This window comes from Labilibaculum sp. (genome assembly GCF_041595635.1).
Lineage (GTDB): Bacteria > Bacteroidota > Bacteroidia > Bacteroidales > Marinifilaceae > Labilibaculum.
On sequence record NZ_JBFHJW010000010.1, the window covers coordinates 33152 to 50275 of the forward strand.

At 37.1% G+C, this 17124-nt stretch carries 13 protein-coding genes and 2 tRNA genes; 3 read left to right on the plus strand and 12 right to left on the minus strand.

Annotation, left to right across the window (positions count from 1 at the left end; all coding sequences use genetic code 11):
• Positions 1-31 precede the first annotated feature (31 nt).
• The 3 genes from ABYT26_RS04815 to mutS form a co-directional block, all read right to left on the minus strand.
• Positions 32-115 (minus strand) — tRNA-Leu (locus ABYT26_RS04815).
• A gap of 16 nt (positions 116-131) precedes the next feature.
• Positions 132-204 (minus strand) — tRNA-Gly (locus ABYT26_RS04820).
• 214 nt (positions 205-418) lie between these two features.
• Complete coding sequence (gene mutS / locus ABYT26_RS04825) at positions 419-3034, minus strand: DNA mismatch repair protein MutS (protein WP_372751758.1); 2616 nt, start codon at positions 3032-3034, stop codon at positions 419-421.
• Positions 3035-3339: 305 nt separating this feature from the next.
• Here mutS and ABYT26_RS04830 point away from each other — a divergent pair, with 305 nt between their 5' ends.
• Both ABYT26_RS04830 and ABYT26_RS04835 read left to right on the plus strand, forming a co-directional pair.
• Positions 3340-4671 (plus strand): saccharopine dehydrogenase C-terminal domain-containing protein, encoded by a 1332-nt coding sequence (locus ABYT26_RS04830; RefSeq protein WP_372751759.1) that lies wholly within the window; start codon positions 3340-3342, stop codon positions 4669-4671.
• Between the two features lie 82 nt (positions 4672-4753).
• The gene (locus ABYT26_RS04835; RefSeq protein ID WP_372751760.1) at positions 4754-5506 is read left to right on the plus strand and encodes a hypothetical protein; all 753 of its coding nucleotides are present in this window, start codon (positions 4754-4756) and stop codon (positions 5504-5506) included.
• Here ABYT26_RS04835 and ABYT26_RS04840 read toward each other — a convergent pair.
• The 9 genes from ABYT26_RS04840 to glmM all read right to left on the minus strand — a co-directional run bounded on the left by ABYT26_RS04840 (position 5503) and on the right by glmM (position 15541).
• The gene (locus tag ABYT26_RS04840) at positions 5503-6222 is read right to left on the minus strand and encodes a tRNA1(Val) (adenine(37)-N6)-methyltransferase (RefSeq protein ID WP_372751761.1); all 720 of its coding nucleotides are present in this window, start codon (positions 6220-6222) and stop codon (positions 5503-5505) included. The genes ABYT26_RS04835 and ABYT26_RS04840 overlap by 4 nt on opposite strands.
• A gap of 5 nt (positions 6223-6227) precedes the next feature.
• The gene (locus ABYT26_RS04845) at positions 6228-7010 is read right to left on the minus strand and encodes a TIGR02757 family protein (protein ID WP_372751762.1); all 783 of its coding nucleotides are present in this window, start codon (positions 7008-7010) and stop codon (positions 6228-6230) included.
• On the minus strand, positions 6997-7656 hold the full coding sequence (locus ABYT26_RS04850) for an ABC transporter ATP-binding protein (RefSeq protein WP_372751763.1): 660 nt from the start codon (positions 7654-7656) through the stop codon (positions 6997-6999). The genes ABYT26_RS04845 and ABYT26_RS04850 overlap by 14 nt, the downstream gene beginning before the upstream one ends.
• 10 nt (positions 7657-7666) lie before the next feature.
• On the minus strand, positions 7667-8602 hold the full coding sequence (locus tag ABYT26_RS04855; protein WP_372751764.1) for a calcium/sodium antiporter: 936 nt from the start codon (positions 8600-8602) through the stop codon (positions 7667-7669).
• A gap of 59 nt (positions 8603-8661) precedes the next feature.
• Entirely contained in the window at positions 8662-8889 is a 228-nt protein-coding gene (gene tatA / locus ABYT26_RS04860) for a twin-arginine translocase TatA/TatE family subunit (protein WP_372751765.1), read from the minus strand.
• A 135-nt stretch (positions 8890-9024) separates the two neighbouring features.
• Positions 9025-12003, minus strand: a complete 2979-nt coding sequence (gene secDF / locus ABYT26_RS04865) for a protein translocase subunit SecDF (protein WP_372751766.1) — start codon at positions 12001-12003, stop codon at positions 9025-9027.
• Positions 12004-12154: 151 nt separating this feature from the next.
• Positions 12155-12583 carry a retropepsin-like aspartic protease gene (locus ABYT26_RS04870; protein ID WP_372751767.1) on the minus strand — a complete coding sequence of 143 codons (429 nt, stop codon included), beginning with the start codon at positions 12581-12583 and terminating at the stop codon, positions 12155-12157.
• A gap of 220 nt (positions 12584-12803) precedes the next feature.
• Positions 12804-13739 (minus strand): malate dehydrogenase, encoded by a 936-nt coding sequence (mdh, locus tag ABYT26_RS04875; RefSeq protein ID WP_372751768.1) that lies wholly within the window; start codon positions 13737-13739, stop codon positions 12804-12806.
• 413 nt (positions 13740-14152) lie between these two features.
• Positions 14153-15541, minus strand: coding sequence for a phosphoglucosamine mutase (gene glmM, locus ABYT26_RS04880; protein WP_372751769.1), 1389 nt, complete (start codon positions 15539-15541; stop codon positions 14153-14155).
• A gap of 205 nt (positions 15542-15746) precedes the next feature.
• Between glmM and ABYT26_RS04885 the strand changes: the two genes are divergently transcribed.
• Complete coding sequence (locus ABYT26_RS04885) at positions 15747-17117, plus strand: pseudouridine synthase (protein WP_372751770.1); 1371 nt, start codon at positions 15747-15749, stop codon at positions 17115-17117.
• The last annotated feature ends 7 nt before the right edge of the window (positions 17118-17124 follow it).

A 17124-nucleotide genomic window follows, 5' to 3' on the forward strand; every position in this document is an offset into this window, starting at 1 on the left:
CGTTTTTAGGTCTATTTAACATTCTAAATAGTACCCGGGGCGGGACTTGAACCCGCACGGCCGTGAAGCCACTGGATTTTAAGTCCAGCGTGTCTACCAATTCCACCACCTGGGCATCCTTTCGGATTTTGAGCGAGAAACGAGACTCGAACTCGCGACCCCAACCTTGGCAAGGTTGTGCTCTACCAACTGAGCTATTCTCGCATTATTTGCTTTTAAAAGTGAACCGTTGTTCTCTCAATTGCGATGCAAATATATGCGTATTTTTTGATTCTGCAAAAGAAAAATTCTTTTTGCTGCATTTTTTTTACATCCACCTTAAAGCAATAACAAATGCAGCATTTCTGATCCATTGAGTCTCAGGCTATATCACATAAAAGCCTTTAAAAATGGGACAATAACTTTTTTTTTCATTTAGCTATATTCCTGAGATTTTTTTGATCTCATTTAATTTATTCAATGCTTCAATGGGTGTCAGATTATTCAAATCTAAGTCTGAAATTTCGTTTCTGATTTGCAAAAGCACAGGATCATCAAGTTGAAAAAAGCTCATCTGATAACCCTCTCGCTGTTGTGCAATTTCACCCACTGGCTTCCCCAACGATTCCCCATTCTGTTTTCCTTCCAATTGAAGCAGAATTTCATCGGCTCTTTTCACAACCGACTTAGGCATTCCAGCCATTCGTGCCACATGAATACCAAAGCTATGATTGGAGCCTCCAGCCACTAATTTTCGAAGAAAAATGACTTTATTATTCACTTCTTTCACCGAAACATTAAAATTTTTCACTCTCGAAAAAGATTTCTCCATTTCATTCAACTCATGATAGTGAGTTGCAAAGAGGGTTTTTGCTCGGCAATTGCTATTCTCATGAATGTACTCTACAATCGACCAGGCAATGGAAATTCCATCGTAGGTACTTGTTCCACGACCTAGTTCATCAAACAAAATAAGGCTACGAGAAGAAAGGTTATTTAGAATGCTGGCAGCTTCGTTCATTTCAACCATAAAAGTAGATTCTCCTTGCGAGATATTATCAGAAGCACCCACACGAGTAAAAATCTTATCAACACAACCAATATTTGCTTCCTGAGCAGGTACAAAGCTTCCTATTTGCGCCATCAATACAATTAAAGCTGTTTGCCGAAGCAAAGCCGATTTTCCCGCCATATTAGGACCTGTAATGATGATGACTTGCTGAGTGTCGTTATCTAAATAAACATCGTTGGCAATATATTCTTCATCAATAGGCAATTGTTTCTCAATTACGGGATGCCTTCCCTGTTTGATATCGATTACTTGAGAATCATTAATCGAAGGACAATTGTATTTATTCTCTTTAGCTAATTTTGCAAAAGACAACAGACAATCCAAACGACCAATCATGGCAGCATTCAGCTGAATAGTTGAAATATAATCAGCAATACCCAAAACCAACTCATTGTACAAACGAGTTTCCAAAGTCAGAATTTTTTCTTCAGCTCCCAAAATCTTCTCTTCGTACTCTTTCAGTTCCTGAGTAATGTAGCGCTCGGCACTCACCAAAGTTTGTTTACGAACCCATTCAGTAGGAACCTTATCTTTGTGTGTATTTCTTACCTCAATATAGTATCCAAACACATTATTAAATGCAATTTTTAGGGAAGGAATTCCTGTTCTTTCACTTTCACGCACCTGCATTTGGAGCAAATAATCTTTTCCCGAGAAAGCGATTTTCCGAAGATCGTCGAGTTCATCGTTAACTCCATCGGCAATAACTCCTCCTTTGCTCACCAAATTTGGTGGGTCGAGGTGAATTTCTTTCTCAATTTTTTCGCGAACCGCAAAACAAGGATTCAACTGATCGCCAATTTTTAACAATCCCTCGTTAGCACTCGCCATACAAAGCTCACGAATAGGTTCAATGGCAATTAAAGCATTCTTTAACTGCACCACTTCGCGCGGACTCACTCTTCCTACTGCAACCTTGGAAATAATCCGCTCCAAATCACCAATTTGCTGAATTTCGTCTCTAAGCCCATGAGCTACTTCTTCTTTTTCATAGAAATAGCTCACCACCTTTAAACGATTGGTAATTGAAGCGGAATCTTTTAATGGAAGAGCAATCCATCTTTTTAATAGACGAGCTCCCATTGGCGATAAGGTTCGATCCATAATACTAGAAAGCGTACTGGCACCATCATTTAGTGTCCCAAATAATTCTAGGTTACGAAGTGTGAATTTATCCAACCAAACATATTTATCTTCCTCAATCCGCGAAAGCTGAGTAACATGCGCTGCCTTACTGTGTTTGGTAATATCCAGATAATGCAAAACAGCACCCGAAGCAATAATTCCATTGCGAAGAGTCTGAACGCCGAAACCTTTTAAAGAATTGGTTTCAAAATGATTCAGTAATCGATCCGTTGCAGCGCTCTCGGTAAACACCCAATCATCCATGGTAAATGTGTAAAACTTGCCACCGAATAATTCATGAAAAATTTTTTCTTTTCCTCGTTGATACAAAACCTCTTTGGGTTGAAAATTCCCAAGTAGTTTATCAATGTATTCGAAACTTCCTTCAGCCGTTAAAAATTCACCAGTTGAAGCATCCAGAAATGCAATTCCTGCCGAATTTTTCTCCATATGAATGCAGGCCAAAAAATTATTCTCCCGATTTTCCAAAACATTATCGTTGTAGGAAACTCCAGGAGTAACCAGCTCAACAATTCCACGCTTCACCAAAGTTTTGGTTTTCTTTGGATCTTCTAACTGCTCGCAAATTGCCACACGCATGCCTGCACGAACCAATTTTGGCAAATAGGTATCAATGGCATGATGCGGGAAACCGGCCAATTCTACATAGGAAGCAGATCCATTCGCACGTTTGGTTAAGGTAATTCCTAATATTTCGGAAGCACGAATGGCATCATCAGAAAATGTTTCATAAAAATCACCCACACGAAAGAGTAATATAGCATCAGGATGCTTTTCTTTCATCTGATAGTACTGCTTCATCAGGGGAGTTTCAACGGCTTTTTTTGCTTTTACCAATGGGATAATATATTTAGAGGGTTCTCAATTTTTATATTTCTTGAACAAATATACTCATTCCCTCTTAGAGATTGGAAAATAAAAAGCAGAACAAATCACTTCCATTTTGAACCACAAAACAAAACAGCTAACCAATTGATAAAGGCGAAACTTCATTCACAATAAATAGCTAGCATTGTGAGTGTAATTTGTCGCTGCAATGAAACATCGTTTACTAACTGCAGAAAAAATGCTTCCATTATTTAGCGTTATTTATCAGCTTTATTATAAATTTATACTACGCATGAATCCACAAAAATCACAAAATGAAAAATATTCTGATCATTGGCGCTGGACTTTCAGCAAGCAGTTTAATTCATTATTTACTTTCACATTCCAACAAATACAATTGGAAAATAACTGTTGGAGATTTGTCTTTGGAAACCGCACAAAAAAAGGTTAATAATCATCCTAACGGCATCGCATTGCGCTTTAATTTAAAAGATTTAGAACAAAGAGCTACGGAAATTTCGACTGCTGATATTGTGATTAGTATGCTTCCTGCTTCCATGCACCCTATAGTGGCTCACGAATGCTTACGATACCGAAAACATCTACTAACACCATCTTATGTTTCTAATGAGATGATGGAATTGCACGAAGAAGCCAAAGAAAAAGGTTTGGTATTTCTCAATGAACTGGGTGTTGATCCTGGAATTGATCACATGTCGGCCATGAAAGTGATCGATCAAATAAAAAAAAGAGGCGGTAAAATTACGCGCTTTCAATCTTTTTGTGGTGGATTAATCGCTTCAGACTGCGATAACAACCCATGGAACTACAAGTTTTCGTGGAATCCCCGAAATGTAATTGTAGCAGGACAAGGAACTGCGCAATTCAAAGAACAAGGACATTATAAATATGTTCCTTACAACAAACTATTCACAAATCTAAGGAAAACTCACATTCCTAATTATGGCGATTTCGAAGTTTATCCCAACAGGGATTCCCTTCAGTATTGTGATTTATATGAACTGCAAAATATTCCAAGCATTATTCGGGGAACAATGCGTCGTCCGGGATTTTCAGAAGCATGGAATGTTTTTGTTCAGTTAGGCTGCACCGATGATAGCTATGAAATGAAAAATTCTCATTTACTTACTCACAAAAGCTTCCTAAATAGTTTTTTACCTGAAAGCAAAAAATCGATTGAAACCAATTTGGCCGACTATTTGCAAATAGATCCTCAATCTGTAGTTCTGGAAAAAATAAAATGGCTCGACCTGTTTTCCAATAAGATTGTAGGCATTCGCAATGCGAGTCCTGCAAAGATTCTTCAAAAAATTCTGGAACAAAAATGGGCTTTAGAAACCAACGACCGAGATTTATTGGTGATGCAACACCTTATCGATTTTGAAATTGATGGAGTAGAGAAAAGGATCACTTCATCGATGGCCTACGAAGGAACAGATCGTGAGCACACAGCCATGTCGTACACAGTAGGAACACCACTGGCAATAGCCACCAAACTAGTAGCAACGAATAAAATTGAATTGCGAGGAGTTCACATTCCAACTTCTCCTAAACTATATGAACCCATTTTAAAAGAACTGGAAAAATTACATGTGAAATTTGTTGAGGAAGAAACAAATTTATAAAGCATTAGACCGAATAAGTACAAGCTTTTGAAAGAGATCGTGCTGTTTTTTTATATTTTTGATCCATATCAAAATAAAATACATGTCGCGTTTCTTACCCTTTGCATTTTTAATGAGCCTTCTTACGATTAATTCTTGCTCAATAAAAAACCAATACACAAGCTATTGGCAAGACCAAAGAAATTTCAATTCTGAAATTTATACTCAAACAGCCGCAAATTTTTACGATTCCGACAACAAAATAAGTCTTAAAGTTTTTAATAACGATGAATACCTCGATCTCGTTATTGAAACCAATTCGTCTCATACTCTACGTAAAATATACAATTTAGGTCTTAGCATTTGGATCGATTCTGCTGGAAAACTGAAAAATAATTATGCAATAAACTACCCTTTACCTGGTGAAATTCAATTTTCTGAGGAACAATTCAGAGTCTATTTACGTCAGTTTTCGCTAACGAAACTAAATGAAGAATTTATGGATCGTTTTCAGAATTTTGAACGGGTTAATATGACGAAAAACGAAATCACCACTTTGCATGTTTCAGAAAACACTCCCACCTATCAATTTAACATTTGCACAAAACAAGAAGTTCTATTTAGCTATCATCTCCGTATTTCGCTGAATGAACTTTATCCTAAAAACCAAACAGAAAAAGAAGAAATAAGCATTGGAATTGCTAATGTGAATGATGCAAATGAGGTTTATGAATCTTCTTTAAGCAGCAAAGAATATATTAATCAACGCCTGAATGCACTCAAAGCTGGCTACAATCAAAATCCGATGGAACTTTCAGAAAGTTGGGTGAATTTTAAAATTAGCCAACAACCCTAAAACTTCAAATAAAACTCTTTCGTCAACTCGATATAAGCAGGAGAATACACATGCCTTTGTCCATTTTCCACTACTAACTCGGAATATTCTGGCTCGCACTTCTGTAAAGCAAATTCTAACAAAAATCGTTTAGCGGACTTTCCAGGATTAGGAAGAACTGCACATTTCCTTTTCAAATAAAAACCTGTTAATCGAGCCAATCTCACAAAATATTCTCCTTCATCCACAGGCAAAATAAGCGATAAAGTTCCTGATTCGGATAATTGTGCTAAAGCACCAGATAATAATTCCTCGAAAGGTAAATGATCGGCATGACGAGCTTGAGTGCGGGATTCATTTTTTGCTTTTAAACCATTCAAAAAATAAGGTGGATTGCTAACAATAAGATCGTATTTTTGCTGATTTGTAAGGCTAAAGTCCTGAAACGACGAATGAAAAGCATTTAAGCGTGATGACCACCTACATTTGGTAAAATTATCAACAGCTTGCTCATAAGAAGAAGATTCTATTTCAACAGCATCGATCATTACCTCCGATTGACTTCTTTGAGCAATCATGATTGCAATGAGACCACTTCCTGTTCCCAGATCTAATATGTGTTTGGCCTGAGAAATATCAGTCCACGCGCCAAGCAGCACACCATCTGTACCTACTTTCATTGCCGATCCTTCCTGATTGATCCGAAATTGCTTAAAGTCGAAATAATTATTGGCCATGTAATTTAAAATTTCTCAAATGCACCCAATCCAAACAGCGCATAATCGTATTTAATTGGATCTTTAGCATCGAATTTTCTAAGATTTTTAGTGATCTCATCAACGGCCAACCAATCGTTTTGTTTTCGTTTTAGTAAACCTAACTTTCGTCCTACATTACCAGTATGAACATCCAAAGGCAAATACAAATCAGCTGCTGAAATTTGATTCCAAAGACCAAAATCGACAGCTCTATCATCTTTACGAACCATCCAACGCAGAAACATATTCAGCCTTTTAGCTGATGATTTTTTCAATACATTTGAAATGTGTTTCTGACTTCGGTCCAAATGCTCTACCTCGAAAAAAACAGATCGAAAATGAGCCAATGCGTCTTTAATTCCATCCAAACGACCCATCCCATCTGCAAATACTTGCTCAAGTCCTCCCTTATTTTGGTAGATGTTTTGCAAAGATTTCAGAAAGAAAACACAATCATCGCCATTGAAAGTGCGGTGTTTGAATTCCCGAAAAACATCAAAATCAGCCTGTGTAGCATTTAGAATAAATTCGTAGGGTTGCTGCTCCATCCTATCCATCAGCCACTTGGCATTTCGAATGATAGTAGGCCGCTGTCCCCAAGCAATGCTAGCACTCAGAAAACCGGCAATTTCTACATCTTCTTTCTTCGTAAAAGCTCTTGGTATTTGAATAGGATCTGTTTCGATAAAGGATTCCCGATTGTATAAATCAGCCTTTTCATCCAGAAATTCGTTAAGATCTCTAAAAGTAAAATTAGTTGTCTTCATCAACCAAACCATCTGAAATTACAATTTTACGATCTGACATTTCTGCCAATTCTGCATCGTGAGTCACAATCACAAAAGTTTGATGAAAGCGATCACGTAAAGTGAAAAACAATTCGTGCAATTCCTGACGAGTTTTAGAATCTAAATTTCCCGAAGGCTCATCGGCTAAAATAACAATTGGATCGTTAATCAAAGCTCTGGCCACAGCCACTCGTTGCTTCTCTCCTCCCGAAAGTTCCGATGGTTTATGATGGAATCGATGCCCAAGGTTAAGCATCTGCAGCAATTCTTTTGCTTTCTCGTTGGCTTCGGACCTCGATTTTTTAGCGATGTATGCAGGAATGCACACGTTCTCTAAGGCTGTAAATTCGGGCAATAAATGATGAAACTGAAATACGAAACCTATGTTGGAATTCCGAAATGCCGATAGCTCTTTTTCATTGTAGGAAGTAATATCCACACCATCAAAAAAAACCTTGCCCTCATCGGGCCGATCCAATGTGCCTAGTATTTGCAGTAGAGTTGTTTTACCCGCTCCACTAGCTCCCACCACCGAAACGATTTCTCCTTTGGCAATACTTAGGTCAATTCCTTTCAGAACATCAACCGATCCAAAACTTTTCTTGATTTGATGAGCATCTATCATACAGATTGAATTATTTAGCGAAAACGATGTATACGTAGCTTACATACACCGAAAGAAGTAAAAAACCTTTCCAACGATGTAATTTCCCGTTGTGAACAGGTAAAATCAGTAAAAACAAAAGGAAAGATACGCCCAACATGATCAAAAGATCAAAGGTAATAATCGGTTGAGTGATAAATATATTTTTGATAATGGAGGTTACACCCAACACACCGCAAATATTGAATATATTGGATCCAATGATGTTACCAACCGAAATATCCATCTCTTTTTTATAAGCCGCAACAGCAGAAGTTGCCAATTCGGGCACCGAGGTTCCAAAAGCGACCAAAGTTAAGCCAACAACACGTTCACTCACCCCAAAATTGAGGGCTATATTTTTCGCACTTCCTACTAGTAAATTAGCCCCATAATACAAACCAACCGAGGCTATAACAATTAACAGGAAAGACACAAACATAGAGTATTTTGCACTTCTGAATTCTATGGCTGCCCCTCTATTTTCTGTCCTCGATTTCCAAATGGTCCACACCATAAACCCAATCAAGATAGCTACAAAAATAATCCCTTCGTAGGTTTCTAAGTGTTGATTCAAAACAAAAAGATAAAAAAGAAGAGAAGCCCCCATCATGAAAGGCCAATCGAATATAATGGAATTACTTCGAACTGGCAGAGGCATTAGAATAGCCGTAAAACCCAAAACAAGGGCAATATTAGCAATATTTGAACCTACCACATTACCGATAGCAATATCAGGACTACCATGTAAAGCCGCATCTAAACTCACAAAAAGTTCGGGTGCTGAAGTTCCAAAAGAAACCACAGTAACTCCCACAACTAAAGTGGATATTTTGAAATGCGAGGATAAGGCTACACCACCTTTCACAAGCAAGTCTCCGCTATACAACAAGATAACGAAACCGAGAAATAAATATAAATAGTCCATTGAATAAAAAAAATTCCACACAAGCTTATGGGTGGAATGATAAAACCTGAAATACGGAATTACAACTTCTTGTTTAAGTCATCCTTAAATTCCTTAATATGATCGAGAACTTCTGTTTCTTTTCTGATCTCGCTTTTAATGTCCTCCGTTGCTCTTTTAAACTCCTTCATTCCTTTGCCCAAACCTTGAGCCAACTCAGGAATTTTTTTTGATCCGAATAACAACAGAACAACCAACACCACCACAACTATTTCAGCGCCACTAATAAATAAAAGAATCTGATTCATTTGATTGATATTTTTAACAAAGATACCGAAGAAATTTCAAATCAAGGATATGGATTGCAATTCGATTTAAAGGAAAGCAAAAAAAAATCCCTCGAACCAAACGATTCGAGGGATGAATTTAGAATAAAATTCTAATTATTTTTTCTTTTTAGCAGCTACTTTCTGGATACGTAAGCTTGTATCGTAAGAAATTGGAGTCGCAATAAATAGAGACGAATATGTACCTACTAAAACCCCTACTAATAAGGCGAATGTAAATCCTTGAATTGAAGTTCCACCGAAAAGGAAGATAGCCAACAACACTACAAAAGTAGATAAGGAAGTACTAAAGGTACGGCGCAAAGTACTGTTTAATGCACTATCCACAACCTCAACACGATCACGTTTTGAATACAATCCAATATACTCACGAATACGGTCAAATACAACCACGGTATCATTAATCGAATAACCTACCACCGTAAGAATCGCTGCAATAAAGGCCTGGTCAACTTCAAGTGAGAATGGCAACCATCCGTAACACAAAGAGAAAATACCCAATACAATAATTGAATCATGTGCCAAGGCAGCAATCGCACCTAAACCATATTGCCAATTCGAGAAACGAATCATGATGTAAAGGAAAATAACCAACAATGCAAATAGGATTGACCAAACTGCTGATTGACGAATATCATCGGCAATAGTAGGACCCACTTTTTGTGACATTTTTCTGTTCACTTCAAGAAATTGAGTTTTAGAAGCACCATTCAAATAAGGTTTTAAACCTGTGTAAAGCAAGTTTTCAATCTCATCATCAACTTCATTTCCTGATTCCTCAATTTTATATTTTGTAGCAATTTTCACCTGAGAACTTCCACCAAATGTTTTCACTTCAGGAGCATGTCCAAATTCTGCTTCTAAAGATTTAGCAATATCTTCAACAACTACATCCTGATCGAAAGCAACAACATATGTTCTACCTCCTGTAAAATCGATACCTTGATTCAATCCTCTAGTTGCAAGAGATCCAATACTTACAAGAAGTGCGATACTAGAAATTACATAAAATATTTTTCTTTTCTCAAGAAATTTGATCTGCGTATTTCGCAACCAAGTATCAGTAAACTTAGTGGTGAAAGTAATTTTACGATTACGTTTCAAAGAAGCTTCAATAATCAATCGAGTAATGAAAATTGCAGCGAATAAAGAAGAAAAAATACCAATTACCAAAGTGGTAGCGAAACCTTTAATTGGACCTTCACCAAAAAGGTAAAGAATAACACCAGTTAAAAGAGTTGTGATGTTACCATCGATAATTGCAGAATAAGCATTGTTATATCCATCAGTAATAGCAAGGCTTAATCCTTTACCACCCTTCATTTCTTCCTGAATACGCTCATAAATAAGTACGTTCGCATCAACCGACATACCAATTGTTAACACAATACCTGCGATTCCCGGTAAGGTTAACACCGCACCTAAGGAAGCCAATATTCCAAAAATAAAGAACAAGTTAGCAATCAGAGCAATGTTTGCTGTAAGACCAGCACCTTTACTATAGAAGAAGAACATGTAAACCAATACCAATACGAAAGCAATGATAAATGACCACATTCCTTTTTGAATGGATTCTTGTCCCAATGATGGTCCAACAACCTCATCAGCAATAATGTGAGCTGGAGCAGGTAATTTACCTGACTTTAATATGTTCGCAAGGTCTTTCGCCTCAGTGATCGTGAAATCACCACTAATACTAGACTGTCCACCTTTAATTTCGCTAATTACGTTTGGTGCAGAATAAACATATCCATCCAAAACAATTGCAATAGCACGTCCTACGTTATCTTTGGTTAAGCGAGCCCACACTTTTGCTCCTTCACCACTCATACTCATTGAAACTTCGGCTTGTGCATTATTTTGATCGATTTGTTCACGAGCAGAAGTAACAGCATCACCATCTAAGGGAGCTCTACCATCTCGACTGGTTACTTTGATAGCAAACAATTCGAATACATTACCACCTTCATCGATAGATTTAACACCCCAGAAGAATTTCAAATTACGAGGCATTACAGAATGAATCGCTGGCATTGCCAAAATTTGATTCACACGAGCAGTATCTTTAATATGAGACATACCAACCACAGCTTTTGAAGATCCTCTTTGTGTAGGATTCAATACTGAAAACAGTGGGTATTTTTTTGCAATTTCTTGTGCATTAAGATCGGCCACAGAATCGGTAGCAGCACTCTCTTCAATTTTATCGAGCAAAGCAACATCTTCAGTTGTTTCTTCTTTGGCAGCTGCAGGAGTTTCCTCGGCAACTTCTTCGGTAGCTTCAGCAGCGATATTGATTCCCACTAATCTTTCGTTAGCAGCATTTAAATACTGAGTAACTTCGCTAGCAGTATAAGTTTCCCAAAACTCAAGACTTGCAGTTCCTTGTAACAATTTACGTACACGAGCGGCATCTTTAATTCCTGGAAGTTCAATAATTATACGACCTGAAACATCAGCTTTTTGAATATTTGGTTGAGCAACCCCAAAACGGTCAATACGAGAACGTAGAATATTAAAAGTATTATCGATAGCTGCATCAGCTTCTTCTTTAATCACTTTTAATACTTCAGCATTACTGGCTCCGAATGGAATTTTATCTTTCATCTCTAATGTACCAAAGATATCTGGAGACGATAATTGAGCATTTGGATTGATTGCTCCGAAGGCTTCCCCGAAAAGAGTCACAAAATCTTTCTGACTATCAGCTTGCATCGCTTTAGCTTTGGCTATAGCGGCAACAAAAGTTTCATCCTTGCTATCATTGGCCATGGCCTTAATAATATCAACAACAGAAACCTCCATGGTAACATTCATACCTCCCTTAAGGTCAAGACCAAGGTTCATCTCCAATTCCTTACATTCTTTGTAAGAATAATCTTTAATCCAAAAGAAATTATAAACTCCTTCACCCCTAATAGAGTCAAGATAAGCTTGTTCCTTCTTAATATCGCCAGCTCCGTATTCCTGAGCTGTCTTTTCCACTGATTTGGTAACGTAAGTAAATGTTAATTGATACAAACTCACCAACGCAAAGACAATAGCGAGTAGACGAATCGCTCCTTTATTTCGCATGTGTTTAGGTTTATTTAATTCTTAAATTATGTGGTATTTTATATTTCTAACCGCAAATAACGCACAAATATATTAAATTTTTTCAAATTCCTTTGTTCAATAATCTCAAGCATTTTATGCGTTTTTCCTTGCCTTCCTCAATCCGTAGGGTTCAAAGAATTTCCAATTGTAAAATTTCACTCTTATAATTGATAATTGCCTGGTGCTTTACCAAAAAATCGCTCCCTAGTAATCCGCAAATTTCCCTTTGACAATGCTCCTTGTACATTTCATTGATGCCTGACAGATCAATTAGGGCACAATGAAAATCGCGAAGTTGAAGACCACCTAATTGGAATGAATCTATCTTAACCATTTCGGTATTTAAACTGCCTTCTCCCAAGCCTCGCGATTGCATTTCGCTGGTTTGTTCCCCTAATAATTCGTAAGCCGGCACAAAATTACGATCCAATACGGTTTTTGAAGCTCCAGTGTCAATAACCAAATCGCCAAAATGACTCTGGTTAACTTTACAACTTACCAAAAGATGATAACTTTCGTTTTCGAGTTCAATAATCTCAATAGGAATTTCTATTTTCATAGGCTTAAGGGAACAAAGGATAGCAAAGGTATCAAAAGAAGACTTATTTGTAGCATGAAAAGGTACAAAAGCCTAAAAATGTGAACAAAATATCAATCTCAAGCTATGATAAAAACATAAATCAGCCAATTTTTCTATCTGAATAAAAATATTGCACAAAAAAAGGTTGACTCCCAGGGAGACAACCTTATTCTTTTGATCAATGAAAATATAGTAATTACTAGAAGATCTTCATTCCATCCAATACTTCCATTACCGATTTTACTGCTTCGGCTGATCCTTTCATCAATTCCATTTCAGCATCATTCAGTTTTACTTCGATCACTTTTTCGATACCATTTTTACCCAAAACAACAGGTACTCCTAAGAAAATATCTTTCATTCCGTATTCTCCGTTCAATAGAGCACATACTGGGAAAATTCTTTTTTGATCGCGAACAATTGCCTCAACCATTTGAGCAGCAGCAGCACCTGGAGCATACCAAGCTGAAGTTCCCATCAAGTTAACCAATTCGCCACCACCAAATTTAGTTCTTTCGATAATTGCGTTTAGTTTTTCTTCTTCGATTAAATCGGTTACAGGAATACCAGCAACAGTAGTGTAACGAGGAAGTGGAACCATTGTATCTCCGTGTCCACCCATTAATAGAGCCTGAATATCTTTAGGAGAAACATTTAATTCTTCAGCAAGAAAAGCACGGTAACGAGCAGTATCCAATACACCAGCCATACCAAACACTTTATTCGATGCTTTTTTAGCAGTTAAATAAGCAGCATAGGTCATCACATCTAAAGGATTAGATACAATGATGATGATTGCTTCTGGTGAATGAGCAATTACATTTTCAGTAACCATTTTAACAATACCAGCATTGGTTGCAATTAAATCATCGCGACTCATACCTGGCTTACGAGGAAGACCTGATGTGATCACAACAACCTCTGATCCTGCAGTAGCAGCATAATCATTAGTCACCCCTTTTACTCTTGTATCGTAATAATTAATTGGAGCAGTTTGCCACATATCCAAGGCTTTTCCCTCAGACAAACCTTCCTTAATATCAACGATAACTAATTCGTTTGCTAATTCTTTTTGAGCAATAACATTTGCACAAGTGGCTCCTACGTTTCCGGCACCTATTACACTAATTTTCATAAGGCTTTAATCTTTGATTATATCTATTTATATTCGTTTCAATGTAGAATTTTTTCTTTATTGCAAGCAAATATATGCACAATGACAGAAAATAGTACAGAAAAAGACCTGCTATTCAACAGGATCATCTAAATATATAAAATTTAAAATACAACAATATTATTTATGTCCTTTTACCAATTTATAATTGGGTATAAACACCCATGCAAGCCTTTTGATCAGAAAAAAGAAAATAGATCTAATTGTCGGAAGATGGATGTAAACTAAAAAAGCGAAAATCGATTTTCCCTAATAATTCAGAGAGAATATTTTTTTTAAAGAATCGATCCAAAGAGAATACTAATAGAACCAATTCCATATATTTTTCTACTATAAAAAAGCGCAAAAAATTTCTTTCTTGCGCTCTTCTCTTTTTATTTGATCAGTTCTTTTATCTCCAAAATAATTTTCTCGGCCAATTGATTGGCTGTTAATTCATTTTTGCTTTCTGAATAAATTCGAATAATTGGTTCAGTATTCGACTTCCGCAGATGAACCCATTCAGCAGCAAAATCAATTTTCACACCATCAATATCGTTCACTTTCTCATGCTTGTATTTTTCCTTCATCGCCACTAAAATTGCATCAACATCAATTTCAGGAGTCAATTGAATTTTATTTTTAGAGATAAAGTAGTTGGGGTAAGAAGCTCTTAATTCTGAAGCTTTTTTGTTTGTTTTCGCCAAGTGAGTTAAAATCAGCGCCACGCCAACCAAAGCATCTCTTCCGTAATGACTCTCAGGATAGATGATACCGCCATTGCCCTCACCACCAATAATAGCCTTATTTTCTTTCATTTTGGTTACTACATTCACCTCACCAACCGCCGAAGCCTCATAATTTCCACCATGTTTTTCGGTAACATCGCGTAAAGCACGAGTTGAAGACAGGTTAGAAACCGTATTTCCTGGTGTATTTGCCAACACATAATCGGCACAAGCCACTAGGGTATATTCCTCTCCAAACATGCTTCCATCTTCATTCACGATGGCCAAACGATCTACGTCGGGATCAACCACAAATCCGATATCCGCTTTTCCTTTTTTCAGGATCGATGCTATTTCGGTTAAATGCTCAGGAAGAGGTTCTGGATTGTGTGGAAACTGGCCATTAGGCTCACAATACAATTCCACAACATTTTGAACACCCAGTGCCTTTAGTAATTGAGGAATTACGATTCCTCCGACCGAATTTACTGCATCGATAGCCACAGTAAGATTGGCTTTTTTAATGGCTTCAACATCCACTAGTGAAAGTGCCAAAACATGATCGATATGTTTTTGCGTGTAATCGTCAACATGAGTCAATTGGCCTAAATCATCAACCTCGGCAAACTGGAAATCTTCCTGATCGGCAATAAAAAGAACAATTTTTCCTTCCTCATCATTCAAAAACTCCCCTTTTTCATTCAATAATTTTAAGGCATTCCATTGCTTGGGATTATGACTGGCAGTTAAAATAATACCACCTTGAGCATTTTCGCCTGTTACCGCAATTTCGGTAGTTGGAGTTGTTGCCAAACCGATTTCCACAACATCAATTCCTAACCCCATAAGAGTTCCTACAACAAGCTTATCAACCATTTCGCCAGATATTCTTGCATCGCGACCCACAACAACTTTCAATTTTTGGTCCTTGTTTCGACGCAATAGCCAAGTACCAAATGCTGCTGAAAACTTCACAAGATCGAGAGGACTTAATCCATCTCCTACCTGACCGCCAATCGTTCCTCTAATTCCGGAAATTGATTTAATTAGTGCCATTATACCTTTCGTATTTTAGTGTAAATCTATTCTTTAAGTAAGTTGAACACGCAATCGGTTCAACATTTCAATGACAAATTTATCATTTTGATAAAGAGTAAAAAAGTAAAATTCAAATTGATTCATTTTTTTACTTAGCGGAAATAATATATTCTTTGATTATTAGTACCTTTGCAGGTTCAGAACATTGATCATTTACTCAGAAATGGAAGAAAAGAAATACGGAAAAGAACGAAGAGAAAAATCTTCTTTTGGATCAAAAAAAGAAAACGATAGAAAACCTGCTAATTCAAATCCTAGATTCAAAAAGGAGAATGGATCACGCAATAATGAAGGACGATCGGAAAATCCTCGACAAAGGAGAAGTGATTCCGAAAAACCTTTCCACAGAGATCATTCCAAATCATCTTCATCGAAATCTTTTGATGACAGAAATTCGGAAAGAGGATCTGAACGAAGAAAATCGAGATTCAAAGAATCAGATCGTAAATCAGGAAGAGATTCTGAATCGCGCTATACAAAAAGAGATGATCGATCGGAAAATTCGGATCGCCAAAGAGGTGATTCTAGATCAAGGTCTCCTAGGAGATTTGACGACAACAGAACGGAACGTGATTCGGACAGAAGAAGACACAGATCTGATCAGTCAAGCTATCGATTAGGAAGAGATTCTGCCTCTTCAAACAGAGGAGATGAAAGATCAGAATTTAAAGAAAAAAGACGATTCTCAGATGATGCGGATGAAAATCAGGATTCCTCTAAAAGATTTGATCGTTTTGAAAATAAACCCAATAAAGAAACGCTTCAAAAAAAGCATTACAGCAAGAAAAAACAATTGGCGTACGCAAAACTTACAGGACCCGAAGATGGCATGCTGCGCTTGAACAAATACATTTCAAATACTGGTGCCTGCTCGCGAAGAGAAGCTGACAAACGTATTGCCGACGGCCGAATTACAGTAAATGGCGAAATTGTAAAAGAAGTTGGAACAAAGGTAAATGTGAAGGACACCGTTTGCATGGACGGAAAACAGCTTCAAGCAGAGGCTAAAGTATATTTGGTTTTGAACAAACCTAAGGATTTCGTAACAACTCTTGACGATCCACTAGGAAGAAAAACAGTTCTCGACCTCATCAAAAATGCCTGTTCCGAAAGAGTTTATCCGGTTGGGCGATTAGATCGCATGACTACAGGTGTATTGCTTTTTACCAACGATGGTGATCTTACAAAACGTTTAACTCATCCAAGTTATAATAAGAAAAAGATTTACCACGCATTTTTGAATCGCCCTATCTCACAAGAAGAATTAGATCAGGTTAGTACTGGTTTAGAATTGGAAGATGGTGAAATTAAAGCAGATGCAATCAGCTTTGCTGATGCGAATGATAAAACTCAGGTAGGTATTGAAATACATTCGGGTAAAAATAGAATTGTACGCCGTATTTTTGAACACTTGGGTTATGAAGTTGAAAAACTAGATCGCGTGTTCTTTGCTGGAATTACCAAGAAAAATATTCCTCGCGGAAAATGGAGATTCCTAAGCGAAAAAGAAGTTCAAATGTTGAAGATTTATTAATTCTGAA